Annotated in this window: 16 protein-coding genes and 1 pseudogene; 6 read left to right on the plus strand and 11 right to left on the minus strand. The window is 72.6% G+C overall.

All coding sequences use genetic code 11. The annotated features are described in order from the left end of the window. Positions 1-635 precede the first annotated feature (635 nt). Entirely contained in the window at positions 636-1,412 is a 777-nt protein-coding gene (locus ADK55_RS11645; protein ID WP_053677759.1) for a sulfite exporter TauE/SafE family protein, read from the plus strand. Positions 1,413-1,495: 83 nt separating this feature from the next. Here the strand turns inward: ADK55_RS11645 and ADK55_RS11650 are convergent, their stop codons facing one another. Continuing rightward, the gene (locus ADK55_RS11650; RefSeq protein WP_053677763.1) at positions 1,496-1,942 is read right to left on the minus strand and encodes a DUF1772 domain-containing protein; all 447 of its coding nucleotides are present in this window, start codon (positions 1,940-1,942) and stop codon (positions 1,496-1,498) included. Between the two features lie 91 nt (positions 1,943-2,033). On the opposite strand from ADK55_RS11650, the gene ADK55_RS11655 reads away from it, so the two are divergent. Further along, positions 2,034-2,612, plus strand: a complete 579-nt coding sequence (locus tag ADK55_RS11655; RefSeq protein WP_053677766.1) for a TetR/AcrR family transcriptional regulator — start codon at positions 2,034-2,036, stop codon at positions 2,610-2,612. Between the two features lie 167 nt (positions 2,613-2,779). On the opposite strand, the gene ADK55_RS11660 is transcribed toward ADK55_RS11655, so the two are convergent. The 4 genes from ADK55_RS11660 to ADK55_RS11675 form a co-directional block, all read right to left on the minus strand. Next, positions 2,780-3,412, minus strand: a complete 633-nt coding sequence (locus ADK55_RS11660; protein ID WP_053677768.1) for a class F sortase — start codon at positions 3,410-3,412, stop codon at positions 2,780-2,782. A 135-nt stretch (positions 3,413-3,547) separates the two neighbouring features. After that, on the minus strand, positions 3,548-4,090 hold the full coding sequence (locus ADK55_RS11665; protein WP_063839507.1) for a hypothetical protein: 543 nt from the start codon (positions 4,088-4,090) through the stop codon (positions 3,548-3,550). Between the two features lie 210 nt (positions 4,091-4,300). Next, positions 4,301-5,575: a sensor histidine kinase gene (locus ADK55_RS11670; protein WP_078998815.1), complete on the minus strand. Its 1,275-nt coding sequence runs from the start codon at positions 5,573-5,575 to the stop codon at positions 4,301-4,303. Next, complete coding sequence (locus ADK55_RS11675) at positions 5,572-6,279, minus strand: hypothetical protein (RefSeq protein ID WP_063839509.1); 708 nt, start codon at positions 6,277-6,279, stop codon at positions 5,572-5,574. The genes ADK55_RS11670 and ADK55_RS11675 overlap by 4 nt, the downstream gene beginning before the upstream one ends. Before the next feature lie 178 nt (positions 6,280-6,457). Between ADK55_RS11675 and ADK55_RS11680 the strand changes: the two genes are divergently transcribed. Next, positions 6,458-6,901 carry a gamma-glutamylcyclotransferase family protein gene (locus ADK55_RS11680; protein WP_053677769.1) on the plus strand — a complete coding sequence of 148 codons (444 nt, stop codon included), beginning with the start codon at positions 6,458-6,460 and terminating at the stop codon, positions 6,899-6,901. Positions 6,902-6,938: 37 nt separating this feature from the next. Here the strand turns inward: ADK55_RS11680 and dnaG are convergent, their stop codons facing one another. The 4 genes and pseudogenes from dnaG to ADK55_RS11700 form a co-directional block, all read right to left on the minus strand. Then, a complete protein-coding gene (dnaG, locus tag ADK55_RS11685; protein WP_053677771.1) occupies positions 6,939-8,840 on the minus strand; it encodes a DNA primase in 1,902 nt (633 codons plus the stop codon). Between the two features lie 34 nt (positions 8,841-8,874). After that, positions 8,875-10,149 carry an NAD(P)/FAD-dependent oxidoreductase gene (locus ADK55_RS11690; protein WP_053677773.1) on the minus strand — a complete coding sequence of 425 codons (1,275 nt, stop codon included), beginning with the start codon at positions 10,147-10,149 and terminating at the stop codon, positions 8,875-8,877. A gap of 108 nt (positions 10,150-10,257) precedes the next feature. Further along, entirely contained in the window at positions 10,258-11,571 is a 1,314-nt protein-coding gene (locus tag ADK55_RS11695; RefSeq protein WP_053677775.1) for a deoxyguanosinetriphosphate triphosphohydrolase, read from the minus strand. Between the two features lie 54 nt (positions 11,572-11,625). Beyond that, positions 11,626-12,497, minus strand: a pseudogene (locus ADK55_RS11700) (sirohydrochlorin chelatase). A gap of 241 nt (positions 12,498-12,738) precedes the next feature. Here ADK55_RS11700 and ADK55_RS11705 point away from each other — a divergent pair. From ADK55_RS11705 to ADK55_RS11715, 3 genes are all read left to right on the plus strand, one after another. Continuing rightward, positions 12,739-13,428, plus strand: a complete 690-nt coding sequence (locus ADK55_RS11705; protein ID WP_053677779.1) for a SanA/YdcF family protein — start codon at positions 12,739-12,741, stop codon at positions 13,426-13,428. Positions 13,429-13,494: 66 nt separating this feature from the next. Further along, a complete protein-coding gene (locus ADK55_RS11710; RefSeq protein WP_053677781.1) occupies positions 13,495-14,265 on the plus strand; it encodes a glucose 1-dehydrogenase in 771 nt (256 codons plus the stop codon). 211 nt (positions 14,266-14,476) lie between these two features. Next, positions 14,477-15,610, plus strand: coding sequence for an RNA polymerase sigma factor (locus ADK55_RS11715; protein WP_371591370.1), 1,134 nt, complete (start codon positions 14,477-14,479; stop codon positions 15,608-15,610). Positions 15,611-15,721: 111 nt separating this feature from the next. Here ADK55_RS11715 and ADK55_RS11720 read toward each other — a convergent pair whose 3' ends face one another. Both ADK55_RS11720 and ADK55_RS11725 read right to left on the minus strand, forming a co-directional pair. Next, positions 15,722-17,644, minus strand: a complete 1,923-nt coding sequence (locus ADK55_RS11720) for an ABC transporter ATP-binding protein (RefSeq protein WP_053677784.1) — start codon at positions 17,642-17,644, stop codon at positions 15,722-15,724. Next, a complete protein-coding gene (locus tag ADK55_RS11725; protein WP_053677787.1) occupies positions 17,641-19,374 on the minus strand; it encodes an ABC transporter ATP-binding protein in 1,734 nt (577 codons plus the stop codon). The genes ADK55_RS11720 and ADK55_RS11725 overlap by 4 nt, the downstream gene beginning before the upstream one ends. Positions 19,375-19,463: the final 89 nt, after the last annotated feature.

Consider the following 19,463-nt stretch of genomic DNA (forward strand, 5'->3'; position numbering starts at 1 on the left):
GGTCGGTGGGCAGGGAGGGCGGGCCGCTGCGGATCACCGCCGTGCGCTGCCGCTCCGCCGTCATGGCACGAGCGTGCGCGGCCGCTGTTTCCCCGCCGCATCGCCGTTGTTACCCGGACGGAACGCGCACCTCAGCACCGGAGTCAGGGGTCGGTGAGGCGTCCCTCAAGGCCGGCTCAAGGATCACGTCGGCCGCCCGCGCGCTCCCTTCCTCCCGGACCGCTCCCGTCCGCCCCTGTTCCTCCGGACCGCCCTGCCCGCCCGTCCCGTCCCGCGGCTCCTGAGCCCGTCGTTCCCGAGAGGCCAACGCGCCCTGCGGCACCCGCTGCACGTCGCCCTGCCCGTGTCCGTGCCCGCCGCACCCGTACGCGCCTTCGCGGCCCGGCACCGCAAGCCGCGCCGCCCCTGTGTCCTGCGGGCCGGGGTGGCCGCGCTCGCGTCCGTACCGCCGGCGCGGCGCCTCGCCGCCGGGCCGGGGTTGGGGAGCGAGTTGGCCGCGAGCGCGCTGACGGCGGCCGTGGACCCGGCGTCGCCGGTGGCCCCCGATCGGGCGCCGGCCCGGCAAAGCTCAACCTTTGCGCAAGTTTCCGACGATTGATGGTTCCTGCACCCATCCGTTGCCTAGGGTCAAGGCCGTGCCTGACATATCCACGACCATGATCGTCGTCCTCTGCGTGGCCGCCGCCGCAGCCGGTTGGATCGACGCGGTGGTGGGCGGCGGCGGCCTGCTGCTCCTGCCCGCCCTGCTGCTCGGCCTGCCGAACGCCCATCCCGCCACCGTGCTCGGTACGAACAAGGCCGTGGCCATCGTCGGCACCGCGGGCGCCGCGGTGACGTACGCGCGCAAGGCGCCGGTGGACGTGAAGGTCGCCGTCCGGATCGGCCTCGCCGCGCTCGTCGGGTCGATGGGTGGCGCCGCGCTGGCCGGCGGTATCAGCAAGGACGCGCTGCGGCCCCTGATCATGGGCGTGCTCGTCGTGGTCGCGGGCGTGGTCATCTTCAAGCCGGGCTTCGGCGCCGCCCCGTCCACCGCGCCCGTGAGCCGACACCGGGTACTGCTGGCCATCGGTCTCGCGGGTCTCGGCATCGGCTTCTACGACGGGCTCATCGGCCCCGGCACCGGCACCTTCCTCGTGCTGGCCCTCACCGCGCTGCTCCACCTCGACCTGGTCACCGCCTCGGCCACCGCCAAGATCGTCAACTGCTGCACGAATGCCGGGGCGCTGGCGATGTTCGCGTACCAGGGCATGGTGCTGTGGCAACTCGCCGCCCTGATGGCGGCCTTCAACCTGGCCGGCGCCATGATCGGGGCCCGGATGGCCCTCAGCAAGGGCAGCGGATTCGTCCGCGCCGTGCTGCTGACGGTGGTCGGGGCGCTGGTGGTGAAGCTCGGCATCGAGCAGTGGGGCTGAACGGCGCCCCGACCGTGAAGCCGTGACGGGCCCGGGCGTGGTCCCCGACGCGTGCGCCGCCGGCGTGGTGTCGTCCCGCGGGCTCAGGCGAGGGCGGTGACCAGCAGGGCGAAGGCGGCAACGATGACGGCGACGCGGACGTAGTGGAAGCGGTCCCAGCGGTTCATCTGTTCCTTCCAGTCGGCGGGTCGGTTCTCGGTGGTCCACGTCTTGCTCTGGTTGTTGATCGGGACGAGCAGCAGGAGCGACATGACCACGCTGAGGATCAGCAGCGCGCCCGCGGTGACGACGAGTCCGGCGCCGTCGTGCTGCCATCCGGCGACGGCCCAGATCGCGACGAGGGCGAGCGAGCCGATGTACCAGACCGGCATGACGGCGCCGAGCATCCGGCCACCGTGGCTCCGGCCGCGCTGGTTGCTGTCGTCGGGGAGGGCGTTGAGGATCCGGTTGATGACGAAGGCGACGGAGAACTCCACTCCCACCATCAGGCCGACGAGCACGGTGGTGACGATCTCAAGTGCGTTGAGCATGGCTACCCCTCCTGGGATCTAGCGTCGCTAGATGATGGGGCAACGCTAGTCCTACTGTCGCTTGTTTGTCTAGCGGTGCTAGGGTCGACTCATGTCGGTACAGGAACGCAAGGAGCGCGAACGGGCGGTCCGCGAGCAGCTCATCGTGGCGACGGCCCGCGAACTCGCCGAGCAACAGGGCTGGGACGCGGTCACCACCCGCCGGCTCGCCGAGCGCATCGAGTACAGCCAGCCCGTCCTCTACAGCCACTTTCGCGGCAAGCGCGAGATCATCGGCGCCGTCGCCCTGGAGGGCGCCGCCGAGATGGCCGCGGCGCTGCGGGCCTCGGCCCGGGCGGCGGACGGCCCGCGCGCCCGGGTCGCCGCCCTCGCCCGCGGTTACCTCGACTTCGCCGAGCGCAATCCGGCGGTCTACGACGCCATGTTCCGGCTCGACGGCGGCCTGGCGTTCGCGGCCGAGGAGACCCCGGAGCCGTTGAAGGACGCGTTCGCCGCCCTGCTGGAGACGCTCGGCGAGGTCTCCGGGAAGGGCGTCCACCCGGGACTGTTCACCGAGGTGTTCTGGGCGGCCCTGCACGGGCTGGCGACCCTGACCCGGGCGGGCCGGCTGCCCCCGGGGGACGCCGAGCGGAGGGCGGAACTGCTGGTGGACCGGCTCGCCGTGCTCTGAGGTGTCGTACGGGCGAGCGGCAGGGCTCCTCGGGCCCGGCTGCCCGCCCGCGGCCTCGCTCCCGGTCATCCGCCGCCCGCGCGGCGGCGGATCGGCGGGCCCCGCACCCCGACCGGGCACCCGCCCCGGACGCCGCGGTGCTCGTCGGACCCGACCCGATGCGCGCCCTAATGGGTTCCCGTCAGGTGCGCGAAGACGACCACGTTGCCCCGGTAGCCCGTACGCGGCGAGAAGCCGCCGCCGCAGGTGATCACCCGGAGTTCGGCGCGCGGCGAAGGCCCGTACACGCGGTCGTCGGGGAAGTCCTCGGCGTCGTACACCTCGACGGCGTGGACGGTGAACACCGCCGTACGCCCGTCCGCGCGCGCCACCTCGATCGCCGCCCCGCGGTGCAGCGCGCCCAGGTGGTAGAAGACCGCCGGACCGGTGGCGTGGTCGACGTGACCGGCGACGACGGCCGTGCCGACGGCGCCCGGCGTGACGCCCTCCCGGTACCAGCCCGCGAGGTCGCGCCGGGCGGGCGGCGGCACCTGGAGGCTGCCGTCGCGCTCCAGGCCCAGACCCGTCAGCGGGGCGTCCACGCGGATGACGGGGATCCGGATCCGGGTGGGCGGGGAGCCGGGCAGCGGATCGATGCTGCCGGGGTACGAGGCCTGGGCGCTCAACGTGTTCAGGGCCTCGGCGGGGGAGGGCAGCGGGGGCCCCACGGTCTCGGCGGAGCCGCTGGAGACGAGCCAGACGCCGACGCACGCGGCCAGGGCGAGGAGCCCGCCGCGGCCGGCGGCGCGGGAGGTGTCCATGTCTGCCCCCTTGCGCTCGGCGTGCCGATCCTGTGGCTGAGCCGTCGCCCGACCCCGCGAACGGGGGGACCTCGCGGGGCGGGCGACGGGGTGCGGTACCGGTCGGACCGCGGCCGAAGCCGCGGCGGGCCTCCGTCAGCTCTGCGTGCCGCTCGCCCGGCGACGCATGAGCCAGGTACCGCACACGGCGACCGCGGCCAGGACGGCCGCTCCCGCCGTGATCTTGGCGGGGTTGGCCGTGGCGGTCGTCCCGCCACCCACCCCGGTGTGGACGTGGCCCTGCGGGCCGCGTTCGGTGACGACCAGGTTGCCGGTGGCGAACTTGCCGTTCGCGCAGGTCACCCCGATGTCGTAGGTGCCGGGTCCGTGGTGGCGGGAGACCTGGAACTGCCCCACGACGACCTCCTTGTGGGTGCCCGGGACCAGTTTGAATCGGCCGCCCCCCACGGTGGTGGCGTCACCGTCGGCGCTGCTGCCGGGGCCGCACGCGTTCGTGTTCACGGTGACGGTGGCCCCGGCGACGGCGGACTTGGGCCACACCTCCAACGGGGCGAAGTCCCCCGCGACGAAGCCGGGCATGCCGAGGTCCGCGGCGGCGACCGCTCCGGCGACCGGGCCGGTGAAGGCGACGGCGGTCAGCGCGGTGGCGGTGAGCACGTGTGCGGTGCGTCGGCGCATGGGGACTCCTCGGGACGCGGGGTCGTGATTCCGAGGAAACCCGGGGCGGAGCCTTCGTGCCTGTCGATGAGACGTCAGGTATGTCGGTCGTGCGATCGTTCTCGCAGGTCAAGGGCGGTGAAGGGGGCATCTGTGGCCCCCGGCCGGACGGGTGAACCGCGCCCCGCCCGCCCCCTGCCCGCACCTGCGGACCGCCCCGCCGCCGGACGTTCAGGCATCGGGGAGGGTGACCACCGCCGAGGCACCGGCCGGGGGAGGGTTCGACAGGGTGACCGAGGCGCCGATCACCGCCGCCTGACCGAGCGCGATGGTCAGGCCGAGCCCCGTGCCCTGGCCCCGCTCCGGTGTGCCCGTCAGGAACCGCCGGGGCCCCTCCCGCAGCACTTCCTCCGGGAAGCCGGGCCCCTGGTCCCGGACCGTCACCGTGTTCCCGGACACCGTGACCGAGATCGGGCCCGCGCCGTGGCGCCGGGCATTGACCAGCAGGTTCGTCAGGATCCGCTCCAACCGGCGGGCGTCCGTGCGGACGGGGCCGGTCGTGTCGCCCCCGATGACCTCGGCCTCCACCCCGGAGCGCCGGGTGATCGAGAGGGCCAGCGGCCCCAGCGGATGCGCCTCCAGGCGGGCCTCCTCCCGGTCCGCGTCCAGCCGGGCCACCTCCAACAGGTCCTCCGTCAGGGTCCGCAGCGCCGCGACCCGGTCGCGCACCAGTTCCGTGGGCCGCCCGGGCGGCAGCAGTTCCGCGGCCGTGTGCAGGCCCGTCAGCGGAGTCCGCAGCTCGTGAGCCACGTCCGCCGTGAACCGGCGTTCCCCTTCCAGTCGTTGCTGGAGACTCGCGGCCATGGTGTCGACGGCCGCCGACAGTTCGGCCACCTCGTCGCGCGTGCCCGGCGTCCCCGTCGGGCCGATCCGCGCGTCCAGGTCCCCTTCGCTGATCCGCCGGGCCGTCTCCGCCGCCGCCCGCAGGTCCCGGCTCATCCGGCTGGCGAGCAACGCACCCCCGATGGCCGCCAGGGCCACGACACCCACCCCGTACGCCACCAACTGCGCCTCCAGATCGTCCAGTTCGGCCTGCTCGTGGGACAGTGAACGCCGTACGGACAGCACGTGCTCCCCGCCCACCGGCCGGGCCGCCCACACCGTCGGGTGCTCCCCGCCCAGGTCGAGCCAGGTCGTGCGCCGACCCGCGAGGGCCGCCTCCCGGAGCCCCGGCGGCAGGTCCGGGCAGTCGATCCGCGCGTCGACCTCCCCGACCCTGCCGAAGTCGAGCCCGCCCGTCAGCTCGTACACCTGCCGTACCCGGACCAACTGGGCCACGGCGCCCGCCCGCGCGGCCTCCCCGACCTGACGGACCCGGGCGTCGTGGATCAACAGGCCGATGGTGACCGCGACCAGCGAGCACCCCACGGCCAACAGGACGGCGATCTTCCAGCGCAGACCGAGCGCCCCCGGCACGCGTCGCACCCGCGCCCCGAGGCGTCTCACCGGCCCACCCGGCCGTTCGCCCCCGGGGAGGCCCCGGGGGCGAACGGCGCCCCGGACGCACCGCCGAGGCCGCACCCGCCGTAGCGGCGTTCCTCGCTGACGACCGTCATCCGCTGCCCGTCCCACTGGTAGCGGACGGCCTGCTGGGCGCCCGCGTCCGCCGCCGTGCGGATCAGCAGGTCCCGACCGAGGGACTCGACCGCCATCCGCCGGCCCGTCGCGAAGAGGACGGGAACGACCCTCCCGTCCCGCGCCGTGTACACGGTCAGCGCGGTGCGCCCCGACTCCGTGTCGGCCGCGACGATCAGTTCGGGCTTCCCGTCGCCGGTCAGATCCAGGTACACCGGCGGTCGCAGGCCGGGCTCGCCGGGGGCGTCGATCCACCCCCGGGTCGCGTAGTGCGCCATGTTCCGGTCGGCCCGCACGACGGCCGCGACGTCCACCCCCGCCAGCCCGTCCGGGCCCAGGGCGGGGGCGTGCGGCAGCGGTGCCGGGGGCGTGCCCCCGGCGGCGGCCTCCGCGCCCGGGGAACGGGGGGAGTCGTCGACCCAGGCCCGCCAGAGCGGTTCGGGTCGGGGCTGGGTGGAAACCGGGGGAGCCGGCTCGCCCGCGGCGAGTCCGTCGGGCGAGGCGCAGCCGCCCGCCACCGCGGCGAGGGCGCACAGCAGCAGGGCGGCGAGGGAGCGGTGGGTCGATCGCGTCATGGAGGAGGGCAGCCGTGGGGTGGGGGACGGGCGGAATCCGATGATGGACGGGGCCCGTCACGGGGACCGGGAGATTGTGTAACAGCGGTGCGTACGGTGGGATCGAGCGGGGGAAGTCGGGTCTTTCGGCCCGGGTCCGACCCCGCCGAACGTCCAGTGGAACCCGAAGGAGCACCCCGTGACATCGGTCGATCGGCCGGAATCGGCCGGATCACCCCTGCCGTTCTTCGTGTACGGCACCCTGCGCCCCGGCGAGGTCAACCACGACCTGTTCCTGCGGGGCCGGGTCGCCGCCGAGGAGCCCGCCACGCTGCCGGACGCCGCTCTCTACGAAGGCCCCGGATATCCGTACGCCGTCGCGCGCCCCGGCTCCGCGATACGCGGCGAGCTGATCACCCCGGCCCCCGGCCGGTACGCGGAACTGCTGGTCGCGCTCGACCTGCTGGAGGAGTACGAGGGACCGGACCGGCCGGGCAACCTGTACGACCGGGTCGTCCGCGAGGCCCTGCTCGCGGACGGCACCCCGGTGCCCGCGTGGGTGTACCTGGCCTCCCCGCTGCTCGCCCGGGACCTGGCCGCCTCCGGCACCGAGATCCCCGGCGGCGACTGGCTCGGCCGCTGACCGGCCCCACCCGACCGAGGGGAGGGGCGCCGCGGGACTACAGCCCCTCGGCACCCCGGTTGCGCAGCCGCCGACCGTACTGCTGGAGCACCCACAGCTCCTCCTGGACCGCCGCGTGCTGCTCCGGCGGGGCCTGTGGGCTCAGGCGGGTCAGCGTGCCCTGGATCTCCAGGACCCGGCGGTCGACGGCGCGCAGGCGGACCTGCACCAGCTGGACCCCGGCGTAGATCTCGTCGACCGTCTTGGCGTGGATGGCCTCCACCGCCAGCTCCGTGACCATCGCGCGGACGGTGTCGTTCGGCGCGGCCTCGCGGACCCGGGCCAGGTAGTCGTCGGTGTCCTGGGAGGCACCGCCCGCGTCCTGGATGGCCTGGCGGACCGCCGCGTAGGGCGGGGCGGTGAACTCGTCGATCCCGTACGCGTCGAACGCGGGGGAGACCAGGGCCGGTCGCTGGAGCGCCAGCTTGAGCAGTTCCCGCTCGGTGCGGTGGGCGGGGCTGCGCAGGTTCAGCGCGGGCCCGCCGCCGGGCGGCGCCGGCGCGGTGGGGGCGGCCGCCTCCCGGGGGCGGCCCCGGCCCTGCTGCTGCGGCTGGTTGCCGCGCTCGCGCGCCCACCGCGCCAACTGGGCGACCCGCTTGACGACGAACTGCTCGTCGAGGATGCCGAGCATGCCGGCCAGTTGGACCGCGGACTCGTGCTGGATCGAGAGGTCCTTGATGCTGGCGACGACCGGCGCCGCCTCGGCCAGCGCGGCCGCGCGCCCCGCCGGGTTCTCCAGGTTGTGCCGGGACACGATGTGCCGCAGGGCGAACTCGAACAGCGGGGTCCGGGCCTCCACCAGCCCCGACACGGCGGCGTCGCCCTGCGCCAGACGCAGGTCACAGGGGTCCATGCCGCCGGGGGCGATGGTGATCGAGGTCTCGGCCGCGAACTTCTGGTCGTCCTCGAAGGCGCGCAGCGCCGCCTTCTGGCCGGCGGCGTCGCCGTCGAACGTGAAGATCACCTCGGCCGTGGCGTTGTCCATCAGCAGGCGTCGGAGGATCTTGATGTGGTCCCCGCCGAAGGCGGTGCCACAGGTCGCGATGGCCGTGGTGACCCCGGCCATGTGGCAGGCCATGACGTCGGTGTAGCCCTCGACGACCACGGCCCGGGAGGTCTTGGCGATCTCCTTCTTGGCCAGGTCGATGCCGTAGAGGACCTGGGACTTCTTGTAGATCGCGGTCTCGGGGGTGTTCAGGTACTTGGGGCCGTTGTCGTCGTCGCGCAGCTTGCGCGCGCCGAAGCCGACGACCTCGCCGCTGATGTCGCGGATCGGCCACATCAGCCGGCCGCGGAAGCGGTCGATGGGCTTGCCGCTGCGGCTGTCCTGGGCCAGCCCGGAGGTGATCAGTTCCTTGTCGGTGAAGCCCTTGCCGCGCAGGAACCGGGTCAGGTGGTCCCAGCCGGCCGGGCTGTAGCCCACGCTGAAGTGGGTGGCGGCCGCCTGGTCGAAGCCGCGCTCCGCCAGGAACTTGCGGCCGATCTCGGCCTCGGCGCTGTCGAGCTGCTCCACGTAGAACTGTGCGGCGGCCTTGTGCGCCTCGACCAGGCGGATGCGCTCGCCCCGGCCGCTGGTGCCGGCGGTGTAGCCGCCCTCCTCGTACCGCAGGGTGATGCCGGCCTGGCCCGCGAGCCGTTCGACCGCCTCCGAGAAGGAGAGGTGGTCGATCTTCATGATGAAGTCGAGGGTGTCCCCGCCCGCCTGGCAGCCGAAGCAGTGGTACAGCCCCTTGCCGGGGCTGACCTGGAAGGACGGGGACTTCTCGTCATGGAAGGGGCAGAGGCCCTTGAGGTTGCCGCCGCCCGCGTTGCGGAGCTGGAGGTAGTCGGAGACCACGGCGTCGATCGGGACCGCGTCCCGTACCGCCTTCACGTCGTCGTCGTTGATCCGTCCTGCCACCCGTGAAGTCTACGGCCGGGCGGAGGCAATCCCGTCAGGCCCCCTCCGCCACCACCAGCGAGGAAAGCGGAATCGACGGGTCCGAAAGCCTGCCCGGGTCCACCGGGGCCTTCGACCTGATCAGCGCCTGGATGTGCTCGGTGACGTCCCACACGTTCACGTTCATCCCGGCCAGCACCCGGCCGTCGGACAGCCAGAACGCGATGAACTCCCGCTTCCCCACGTCGCCGCGGATCAGCACCTGGTCGTACCCGCCGGGCGGCGCGTACCCCGAGTACTCCAGGCCCACGTCGTACTGGTCGGAGAAGAAGTACGGCACCCGGTCGTAGGAGACCTGCTGCCCCAGCATCGCCCGCGCCGCGGCCGGACCGCCGTTGAGGGCGTTCGCCCAGTGCTCCACCCGCAGCCGGGTCCCGAGCACCGGGTGGTGCGCCGCCGCCACGTCCCCGACGGCGAACACGTCCGGGTCGGAGGTCCGCAGCGACGCGTCCACCGCGATCCCGCCGCCGTGTTCCCGGTCGATCAGGGCCAGACCCGAGGTCTCGGCCAGCGCGGTGCGCGGCGCCGCGCCGATCGCCGAGAGCACCGCGTGCGCCGGGTGCTCCTCGCCGTCGTCGGTCCGGGCGGCCAGCACCATCCCGTCGTGCCCGACGATCTCGGTGAGCCGGGAGCCGAAGTGGAAGCGGACCCCGTGCTCGGCGTGCAGGTCCGCGAAGAGCCGGCCGATCTCCGGGCCGAGCACCGCGTGCAGCGGAGTCGCCTCCGGCTCGACCACGGTCACCTCGGCGCCGTACCCGCGGGCCGCCGCCGCGACCTCCAGGCCGATCCAGCCCGCGCCCGCGATCAACAGGTGGCCGTTGTCCCGGCCCAGGCCGGCCAGGACGTTGCGCAACCGCTCGGCGTGCGCGAGCCGCCGCAGGTGGTGCACGCCGGCGAGGCCGGTGCCCGGGATGTCGAGGCGGCGCGGCTCCGCACCGGTCGCCAGCAACAACTTGTCGTAGTGCAGCGCGGTGCCGTCGCCCAGCACCACCTTCTTCGCGTCCCGGTCGAGCTGCACCGCGGGCTGCCCCAGATGCAGCTCGATGTCCGAGCGCGCGTACCAGGACGGCTCGTGGACGAAGACGCTCTCGCGCTCCTCCTTGCCCGCCAGGTAGCCCTTGGACAGCGGAGGCCGTTCGTAGGGATGCTCACGTTCGTCGCCGATGAGGATCACCCTGCCGGTGAACCCCTCGGTCCGCAGCGTCTCGGCCGCCTTTGCCCCGGCCAGTCCCGCGCCGACGATGACGAATGTTCGGTGTGCGTCGACCACCTGATGCCTCCTCATAACCTCTCCGCCACATGCGACCACATGCGAGCGTCCCGCACTGAGCCTGCCCCGTGAAGGGGGAATGGCCCGATCGGCTCACCCTTCGGAGCGTCAGGGCCTTCTGGTGAGACGGGCGTGAAGGGAGCGCGCGGACGCGTCGGTGAGGCAGGCGATCTGGTCGACGACCGCGCGCTTGCGGGCCTTGTCGTCCGTCGCCGCGTCGAAGATCGCCCTGAACTGCGGTTCCAGGCCCTCGGGCGCGCGGGCGCTGAGCGCCTCCGCGAGTTCGGCCAGGACGACGCGTTGGTCGGCGCGGACCCGCTCCTGTTCGTCGCGCTGCATCACGTACAGGTCCGCGACCGCCTTGAGGACGGCGCATTCGTTGCGGGCCTCGCGCGGCACCACCAGTCCGGCGGAGTAGCGGGTCAACCGGCCCGGTCCGTGGGCCTCCCGGGTCGCGGTCTCGGCGGCCGTGCAGAAACGGCCGATCAGTTGGCTGGTGGCGTCCTTCAACCGGGCCTGCGCGATGGCGGAACCGTCGTAGCCGTGCGGCCACCACTCCTGCTCCATCAGCCGGTCCAGGGCCTCGCGCAGCTCCTCGGGCGCGGTGTCGGCCGGCACGTACCGACCGATGGCGACCTGCCAGATCGTGGCGCGCTCGGGCTCCGCGAAGAGCAGGTTCGGGTCGAGGTGGCCGGCGTGCAGACCGTCCTCGAAGTCGTGGACGGAGTACGCCACGTCGTCCGCCCAGTCCATGACCTGGGCCTCGAAGCACTTGCGGTCGGCGGGCGCGCCCCGGCGCAGCCACTCGAAGACGGGCAGGTCGTCCTCGTACGCGCCGAACTTCACCGAGCCCGGGTCGGTGGGGTGGTCACCGCGGGCCCAGGGGTACTTGGTGGCGGCGTCCAGGCAGGCCCGGGTCAGGTTCAGGCCGACGCTGACGAGTTCGCCCGACACGGGATCGGGCACGAACCGCTTGGGTTCCAGGCGGGTCAGCAGCCGCAGCGACTGGGCGTTGCCCTCGAAGCCGCCGCAGTCCTTCGCGAACTCGTTCAGCGCCTCCTCGCCGTTGTGGCCGAACGGCGGGTGGCCCATGTCGTGCGAGAGGCAGGACGCCTCGACCAGATCGGGATCGCAGCCGAGGGCCAGCCCGAGCTCCCGGCCGATCTGGGCGCACTCCAGCGAGTGCGTCAGCCGTGTACGAGGACTCGCGTCCCAGTCGTACGAACGCGTGCCCGGGGTGACGACCTGCGTCTTGCCGGCGAGCCGGCGCAGCGCGGCGGAGTGCAGCACACGGGCGCGGTCCCGCTGGAAGGCGGTCCGGCCGGGCCGTTTGTCGGGCTCGCCGGCCCAGCGCTCGGTGTCGGCCGGGTCGTACGCGTCGACGGGACGGGCGGGTGCGGTGGTGCCTTCCAAGCCTTCCATGGTTCAGACGGTAACCGGAACCACCGTCACGGCGGGACTTTGCGGACATCCCCTCTACGCGACGGCCCGCTCCAGGGGTCGTTCCCGGCGGGCCAGGGCCTCCTCGTACCGTCGCACCACCAGGCGGGCCAGCGCCGGGTGCGCGCCCAGCGGCGCGGCGGCCGGCCCGCTCGCGGCGGCCGCGCTCGCGGTGGCGAACCGGCCGGGAGCGGTGAAGTACGAGGCGACGGCGACCCGGCGCCCGGTCCGGAGCGACAGCGCCCGCACGGCTTCGGGCACGCTCGGCGCGGCGGCCGAGGCGTGGCCCGGGACCACGGCGACCCCGCCGAGGCGCTCGGAGAGCAGGGCCGCGCCGAGGCTGACGTCGGCGGCGGCGTCGGGGTCGCGAGAACCGGCCGAGGCCAGCACGACGGGCGTGCCGGGGCTCCAGCCCGCCTCCAGCAGCCGCTCGTACAGGGCCTCGACCAGCAGGGGATGCGGGCCGAGCGGCTCGGCGACCCGGGTCCGCAGGTGGCCGGCCCGGGCGGCGGCCGCGGGCAGGTCCCGCTTGACGTGGTGCCCCCGGCTGAGCAGCAGCGGCACCAGGACGGCCTCGCCGGTGGCGCGGTCGAGGGTGTCGTCGAGCAGGGGCCGGTTCAGCTCGACGTGCCCCAGCCGGACATCGAGCCGGGGGCGGAGCTCACGGACCCGTTCGAGCAGGGCCTCGACGGTGGGCAGGGCACGAGGGTCGCGGCTGCCGTGAGCCACGGCGACGAGGGTGGGCTGCATGCGTGGACTCCGTGGTGCCGGGCCCCCGGGCCGTGCCGGGGGCGCAATCCGCTGAGCTGCGTGCCGAGCTGCGCGGTGATCCGCGTCAGCAGCTCCGCGGCGGTGGCGGGAGGGAGGGGGAGGGACTGGTACTCGGGAGGGTGCGCCGACTCCGTCATGAACCGATCCTGCGGGGCCGAGGTTGCCGGGGCGTTGCGCCGGGGTGACGGGTCTTTACCGGCTGCTCACCGGTACCGGTCGGGCGCTGTGCTTTCCGCGCGGCGCCGGTGGGAGACGCGCGCCGGTGGGTGGCGCACACCCGGGTGGGTGGCGCGCGCCCGGGGCGGTCGCCGAAACCGCGCGCCCCCTCCCGGCGTCCTGATCAGGGACACATCCGAGGGCACCACCGGGGGGACAGTCATGCGTGGGATCGGGAAGAGGCCGAGGCTGCCGCTGCGCACCGTCACGGCGCGGCGGCGGGCCGTGCAGGCCGTCATGGTCGGCTGCGTGCTCGCGTTGCTCCCCTCGGCCTGGACGCACGCCGCCGCCGCGCCGCGACTGCGGACCACGGCCGACGCGCCGGCGGCCGACGTGGCCGTGGTGTTCGGGGCCGGACTGTGGAACGGCAGACCGACCCCCTACCTGGCCGACCGGCTCGACGCGGCCGCCGAGTTGTACCGCGCCGGCAAGGTCAAGGTCGTCCTGGTCACGGGCGACAACAGTCGCGAGGAGTACGACGAGCCCGACGCGATGCGCACCTACCTCACCGGGCACGGGGTGCCGGACGACCGGGTCGTCAGCGATTACGCCGGCTTCGACACCTGGGACTCCTGTGTCCGCGCCAAGGAGATCTTCGGGGTGCACCGGGCGGTGCTGATCAGCCAGGGCTTCCACATCCGGCGGGCCGTCGCCCTGTGTCAGGCCGCGGGCGTGGACTCGTACGGGGTCGGGGTCGCCGACGTACACGATTCCACCTGGTACTACGGCAGCACCCGCGAGGTCTTCGCGGCCGGCAAGGCGGCGCTGGACGCGACCCTGCGGCCCGAACCGCGCTTCCTGGGACCGAAGGAGGAGGGGGTGTCGCGGGCCCTGGCCGCTCTGGCAGACTGACGCGACCGTCGGGGTATGCCGATTAGTCATATGCCGATCCGTCGTGTGCGTCAGGGGTGAGGAACCGTGGCTGTTGTGGATCTGACCGGCAAGGTCGTCGTCGTCACCGGCGGAGCCCGAGGGTTGGGCGCGGCCACCGCGCGGGCCGTCGTCGACGGCGGCGGCAAGGTGCTGATCACCGACGTGCTGGAGACGGAGGGCGCCGAGACCGCCGCCCAACTGGGCGACGCGGCCCGCTTCCGGAGGCACGACGTGACCAGCGAGGCCGACTGGACGGCGGCGCTCGACCACGCGCTCGCCGAGTTCGGCCGCGTCGACGGACTGGTCAACAACGCCGGCGTGGCCACCGGCCGGCTCCTGGAACACGAGAGCGTCGAGCACTTCCGCCGGGTCGTCGACATCAACCTGGTCGGCACCTTCATCGGCATCAAGACCGCGATCCCGCTGCTGCGCGCGAACGGCGGCGGCTCCATCGTCAACATCTCCTCCGCCGCCGGCCTCACCGGCCTGGCCCTGACCGCCGGCTACGGGGCCTCCAAGTGGGGCGTGCGCGGCCTGTCGAAGATCGGCGCGGTCGAACTCGCCGAGGCACGGATCCGCGTCAACTCCGTGCACCCCGGCATGACGCTCACCCCGATGACCGCCCCGGTCGGCATCGAGGCCGGCGACGGCAACTACCCCGGCACCCCGATGGGCCGCGTCGGCGCCCCCGAGGAGATCGCCGCCGCCGTCGCCTTCCTGCTCTCCGACTCCGCCGGATACATGACGGGCGCCGAACTCGCCGTGGACGGCGGCTGGACGGCCGGCCTCACCGTGAAGTACCTGACGGGCCGGTGACCCCCGCCCGGCGGGGCACCGGGCGGAACGCCCCACCCCGCCGGCCGGCCTCCCGCCACGTCACGCGCCGCGCTCCGCGCAGGTCGGCGCCGCAGCCGCCGACCACCCGTCTCGGACATCCGTCCGATCCGCATCGGGGTTCCCGCCAGGGGGTAACCATCGGTCACGCACCGGACTCAGAAAGTGCTCGCACGCCCCTCGTGGCGGCGATGTGTCGTACCCCACACTGAGGTGCGGTGCCCCCGTCCTCGGAGCCCTGGAGGTCGCCCCCGTGCAGACCCGGACCCTGACCGTGAACGTGAGTCACCCCGCTCGGGCCGACGAACCCGTCGAGGCGCAAGCCGAAGCCGTCGACGACGAGCCCGAGGTCTTGGAGCTGATCGAACCGGTGCCCGAGCAGCGCAGGCGCAGCGCGGACAGCGGGAGCGGGGCGGGACCCTCCGCCGACCTCTTCCGACAGTACCTGCGCGAGATAGGCAGGATCCCGCTGCTCACCGCGGCGGAGGAAGTGGACCTGGCGCGACGCGTCGAGGCCGGACTGTTCGCCGAGGAGAAGCTGGGCAACACCCCCGGCCTCGACCTCCAACTCACCCTCGACCTGGACAAGCTCGTCGTCATGGGACGGATGGCCAAACGCCGCCTCATCGAGTCCAACCTGCGCCTCGTCGTCTCCGTGGCCAAACGCTACGTGGGCCGCGGGCTCACCATGCTCGACCTGGTCCAGGAGGGGAACCTCGGCCTGATCCGGGCCGTCGAGAAGTTCGACTACGCCCGCGGCTACAAGTTCTCCACCTACGCCACCTGGTGGATCCGGCAGGCGATGTCCCGGGCCCTCGCCGACCAGGCCCGGACCATCCGCGTCCCCGTCCACGTCGTGGAACTGATCAACCGCGTCGTACGCGTCCAGCGCCGCATGCTCCAGGAACGCGGATACGAGCCCACCGCCGAAGAGGTCGCCGTCCACCTCGAACTGACCCCCGAGCGGGTCCTGGAGGTACTCCGTCTCGCGCAGGAGCCGGTCTCCCTGCACGCCCCGGTGGGCGAGGAGGACGACGTGGCCCTCGGGGACCTCATCGAGGACGGGGACGCCACCTCGCCCATGGAGTCGGCCGCCTTCTTCCTGCTCCGCGAGCACCTGGAAGCCGTGCTCTCGACCCTCGGCGAGCGCGAACGCAAGGTCGTCCAACTGCGCTACGGCCTGGCCGACGGCCGGCCGCGCACCCTTGAGGAGATCGGCCGGATCTTCGGCGTGACCCGCGAACGGATCCGCCAGATCGAGTCCAAGACCCTCAACAAGCTGCGCGACCACGCCTTCGCCGACCAGCTCCGCGGCTACCTGGACTGACGCGCCCGTCCGTCCGGACCGCACGCGACCCGGACGGACGAGCCCGGACACGCCGAAGGGGTGCCCCCTCGACGAGGGCACCCCTGACGCCACCGCGACGAGCCCGCCCGGTCAGTCGACCTCGGCCACCGCCTGCGCGAACTGCGCCGCGTACAGCCGCGCGTAGGCGCCGTCCGCAGCCAACAGCTCCTCGTGGGTGCCCTGCTCCACGATCGACCCGCTCTCCATCACCAGGATCACGTCCGCGTCGCGGATCGTGGACAGCCGGTGCGCGATGACGAAGGACGTACGGCCGTGCGCGAGACGCGCCATGGCCTTCTGGATCAGCACCTCGGTACGGGTGTCCACCGAACTGGTCGCCTCGTCGAGCACCAGGATCACCGGATCCGACAGGAACGCCCGCGCGATGGTGATCAGCTGCTTCTCGCCCGCGCTGACCCCCGCGCCCTCGTCGTCCAGCACCGTGTCGTAGCCGTCCGGCAGGGTGCGGATGAACCGGTCCGCGTGCGCCGCCCGCGCGGCCTCCTCGATCTCCTCGCGGGTCACCTCGCGCGAAGCACCGTAGGCGATGTTCTCCGCGATGGTGCCGCCGAACAACCAGGTGTCCTGGAGCACCATGCCGATCCCGCTCCGCAGCTCCTCGCGGGTCATCTTCGCGATGTCCACCCCGTCCAGGGCGATCTCGCCGCCCGTGACCTCGTAGAACCGCATCAGCAGGTTGACCAGCGTGGTCTTCCCGGCGCCCGTCGGGCCGACGATCGCGACCGTGTGCCCCGGCTCGACCGTCAGCGAGAGGTTCTCGATCAGCGGCTTGTCCGGCTCGTAGCGGAAGGCGACCTTGTCCAGGGTGACCTGGCCGCGCAGCGACTCCGGACGCTCCGGGACCTCCGCGTCCGGCTCCTGCTCCTCGGCGTCGAGCAGCTCGTACACCCGCTCCGCCGAGGCCACGCCGGACTGCACCAGGTTCGCCATGGAGGCGACCTGCGTCAGCGGCATCGAGAACTGGCGCGAGTACTGGATGAAGGCCTGCACGTCACCGATCGACAGGGTGCCCGAGGCCACCCGCAGACCGCCGACGACCGCGATCAGCACGTAGTTGACGTTCGAGATGAAGAACATCACCGGCTGCATGATGCCGCTGACCAACTGCGCCTTGAACGAGGCCTTGTACAGCTCCTCGTTCTCCGCGGCGAAGACCGCCGCGGACTCCTTCTGCCGCCCGAAGACCTTGACCAGGTTGTGCCCCGAGTACATCTCCTCGATGTGCGCGTTGAGCGTGCCCGTGGTCTTCCACTGCGCCACGAACTGCGGCTGCGACTTCTTGCCGATCTTCGCCGCGACGAAGATCGAGATCGGCACCGTCACCAGCGCGACCAGCGCCAGCAGCGGCGAGATCCAGAACATCATCGCCAGCACGCCGACGATCGTCAGCAGCGAGTTCAGCAACTGCCCCATCGTCTGCTGGAGGGTCTGCCCGATGTTGTCGATGTCGTTCGTCGCCCGGCTGAGCACCTCGCCGCGCTTCTGCTGGTCGAAGTACGACAGCGGCAGCCGCGACAGCTTCGCCTGGAGCTCCTCGCGCATCCGGTACACGGTGCCGTTCATGACGTGGTTCGACAGCCGCGTCGCCACCAGCATCAGCAGACCCGCGAGGGTGAACACCACCAGCGCCCAGATCGCCACGACCCCGACGGCACCGAAGTCGATGCCCTGCCCCGGCGTGAAGGCGGTCCCGGACAGCATGTCCGCCATGCCGTCCTGGCCCTTGGCGCGCAGGTCGTCCAGCGCCTGCTGCTTCGTGATCCCGGCGGGCATCTGCCGGCCGACGATCCCCGCGAACACCAGGTCGGTGGCATGACCCAGGATCTTCGGGCCGACCACCGTGAACGCGACGCTGCCTATGACGGCGACGACCATGCCCCACAGCTTGACCCGGTCCTGCGCGAGCTGCCCCAGCAGCCGCTTGCCCGACCCCTTGAAGTCCATGGACCGCTGGGTCGGCCCCATCATCATTCGTCCTCCGGGCCCGCTCACGCCGCCTCCGCCTCCGTCAGCTGGGAGAGCACGATCTCCCGGTAGGTCTCATTGCCGGCCATCAACTCGTGATGGCGTCCCTCGCCCACCACCCGGCCCTCGTCGAGGACGATGATCCGATCGGCGTCACGGATCGTGGACACCCGCTGGGCGACGATGACCACGGTCGCGTTCTCCGTCTCACGGGACAGGGCCGCGCGCAGCGCCGCGTCCGTCGCGTAGTCCAGCGCCGAGAAGGAGTCGTCGAACAGGTAGATCTCCGGACGCTGCACGAGCGTGCGGGCAATCGCCAACCGCTGCCGCTGACCGCCGGAGACATTGGTGCCGCCCTGGGAGACGGGCGCTTCGAGGCCCCCCTCCAGCGCGGACACGAAGTCCTTGGCCTGGGCCACCTCCAGCGCCTGCCACAGCTCCTCGTCCGTGGCGTCCGGGCGCCCGTAGCGCAGGTTGGAGGCCACGGTGCCGGAGAACAGGTACGGCTTCTGGGGCACCATGCCGACCGTCCTGGCCAGCAGCTCCGGATCCAGCCGGCGCACGTCCTCCCCGTCGACCAGCACCTCGCCGCCGGTCGCGTCGAACAGCCGGGGGACCAGCCCCAGCAGCGTGGACTTGCCGCTGCCCGTGGAGCCGATCACCGCCGTCGTCTCGCCGGGACGGGCCACCAGGTCGACGCCGCGCAACACCGAGGCCTCGGCGCCGGGGTAGCGGAAGTCGGCGCCGCGCAGCTCCAACTGCCCGTGCCGCCGCAGCTCGCGCACCGGGTCGGTGGGCGGGACCACGCTGGACTCGGTGTCCAGGACCTCCTGGATGCGCTCGGCGCAGACCTCGGCGCGCGGCACCATCATGAACATGAAGGTGGCCATCATCACGGACATGACGATCTGCATCAGGTAGGCGAGGAAGGCCGTCAACTGGCCGATCTCCATGCCGCCGCTGTCCACGCGCATCGCGCCGAACCAGATGACGGCGACGCTGGAGATGTTCACCACGACGATGACGACGGGGAACATCAGCGCGAGCAGCTTCCCCGAGGCCAGCGAGACTCCGGTGAGCTCGGCGTTCGCCTCCCGGAAGCGCTCCTTCTCGTACGCGTCGCGAACGAAGGCGCGGATCACGCGGTTGCCGGTGATCTGCTCGCGCAGCACCCGGTTCACGATGTCCAGGCGGGTCTGCATCTTCCGGAACAGCGGACGCGTCCTGAAGACGATCGCGCCGACCGACAGGCCGAGGATCGGGACGACGGCGAGCAGGACCCCGGACAGCTTCACGTCGAGCGACAGCGCCATCGCGATGCCGCCGACGCACATGATCGGCGCCGAGACCATCAGCGTGAAGGTCATCAACGCCAGCATCTGGACCTGCTGGACGTCGTTCGTCGTACGGGTGATCAGAGACGGGGCGCCGAACTGGCCGAGCTCACGCGCGGAGAAGCTCTGCACGCGGTCGAAGACGGCGGCCCGGACGTCCCGGCCGAGCGCCGCGGCGGTGCGGGCGCCGTAGTAGACGGCCCCGATGTTGCAGGCGAGCTGGACGAGCGAGACACCGAGCATCAGAGCGCCGAAGCGCAGGATGTAGCCGGTGTCACCGTTGACGACACCGTTGTCGATGATGTCGGCGTTGAGCGTGGGCAGGTAGAGGCTCGCACTGGTCTGCAGCAGTTGCAGCAGCACCAGCAGGGCGATGGGTTTCCGGTACGGACCCAGGTGGGTCCGCAGAAGTCGTATGAGCACGCGCAGGCTCCGGTCGGCAAGATCGAGGGGGTTCGCTCCATCTTCGGCCAATCGGGTGCCCGATCCCCACCCGTTTTCGCAAAGGCAGG

Source organism: Streptomyces sp. WM4235, from assembly GCF_001279725.1.
Taxonomy (GTDB): domain Bacteria; phylum Actinomycetota; class Actinomycetes; order Streptomycetales; family Streptomycetaceae; genus Streptomyces.

Bases quoted from the DNA above. Each gene is read 5' to 3' on its own strand.
- ADK55_RS11660 (WP_053677768.1), bottom strand. From the start codon at position 3,412: ATGGACACCTCCCGCGCCGCCGGCCGCGGCGGGCTCCTCGCCCTGGCC.
- ADK55_RS11665 (WP_063839507.1), bottom strand. From the start codon at position 4,090: ATGCGCCGACGCACCGCACACGTGCTCACCGCCACCGCGCTGACCGCC.
- ADK55_RS11675 (WP_063839509.1), bottom strand. From the start codon at position 6,279: ATGACGCGATCGACCCACCGCTCCCTCGCCGCCCTGCTGCTGTGCGCC.
- ADK55_RS11650 (WP_053677763.1), bottom strand. From the start codon at position 1,942: ATGCTCAACGCACTTGAGATCGTCACCACCGTGCTCGTCGGCCTGATG.
- ADK55_RS11705 (WP_053677779.1), top strand. From the start codon at position 12,739: ATGCGTGGGATCGGGAAGAGGCCGAGGCTGCCGCTGCGCACCGTCACG.
- ADK55_RS11655 (WP_053677766.1), top strand. From the start codon at position 2,034: ATGTCGGTACAGGAACGCAAGGAGCGCGAACGGGCGGTCCGCGAGCAG.
- ADK55_RS11695 (WP_053677775.1), bottom strand. From the start codon at position 11,571: ATGGAAGGCTTGGAAGGCACCACCGCACCCGCCCGTCCCGTCGACGCG.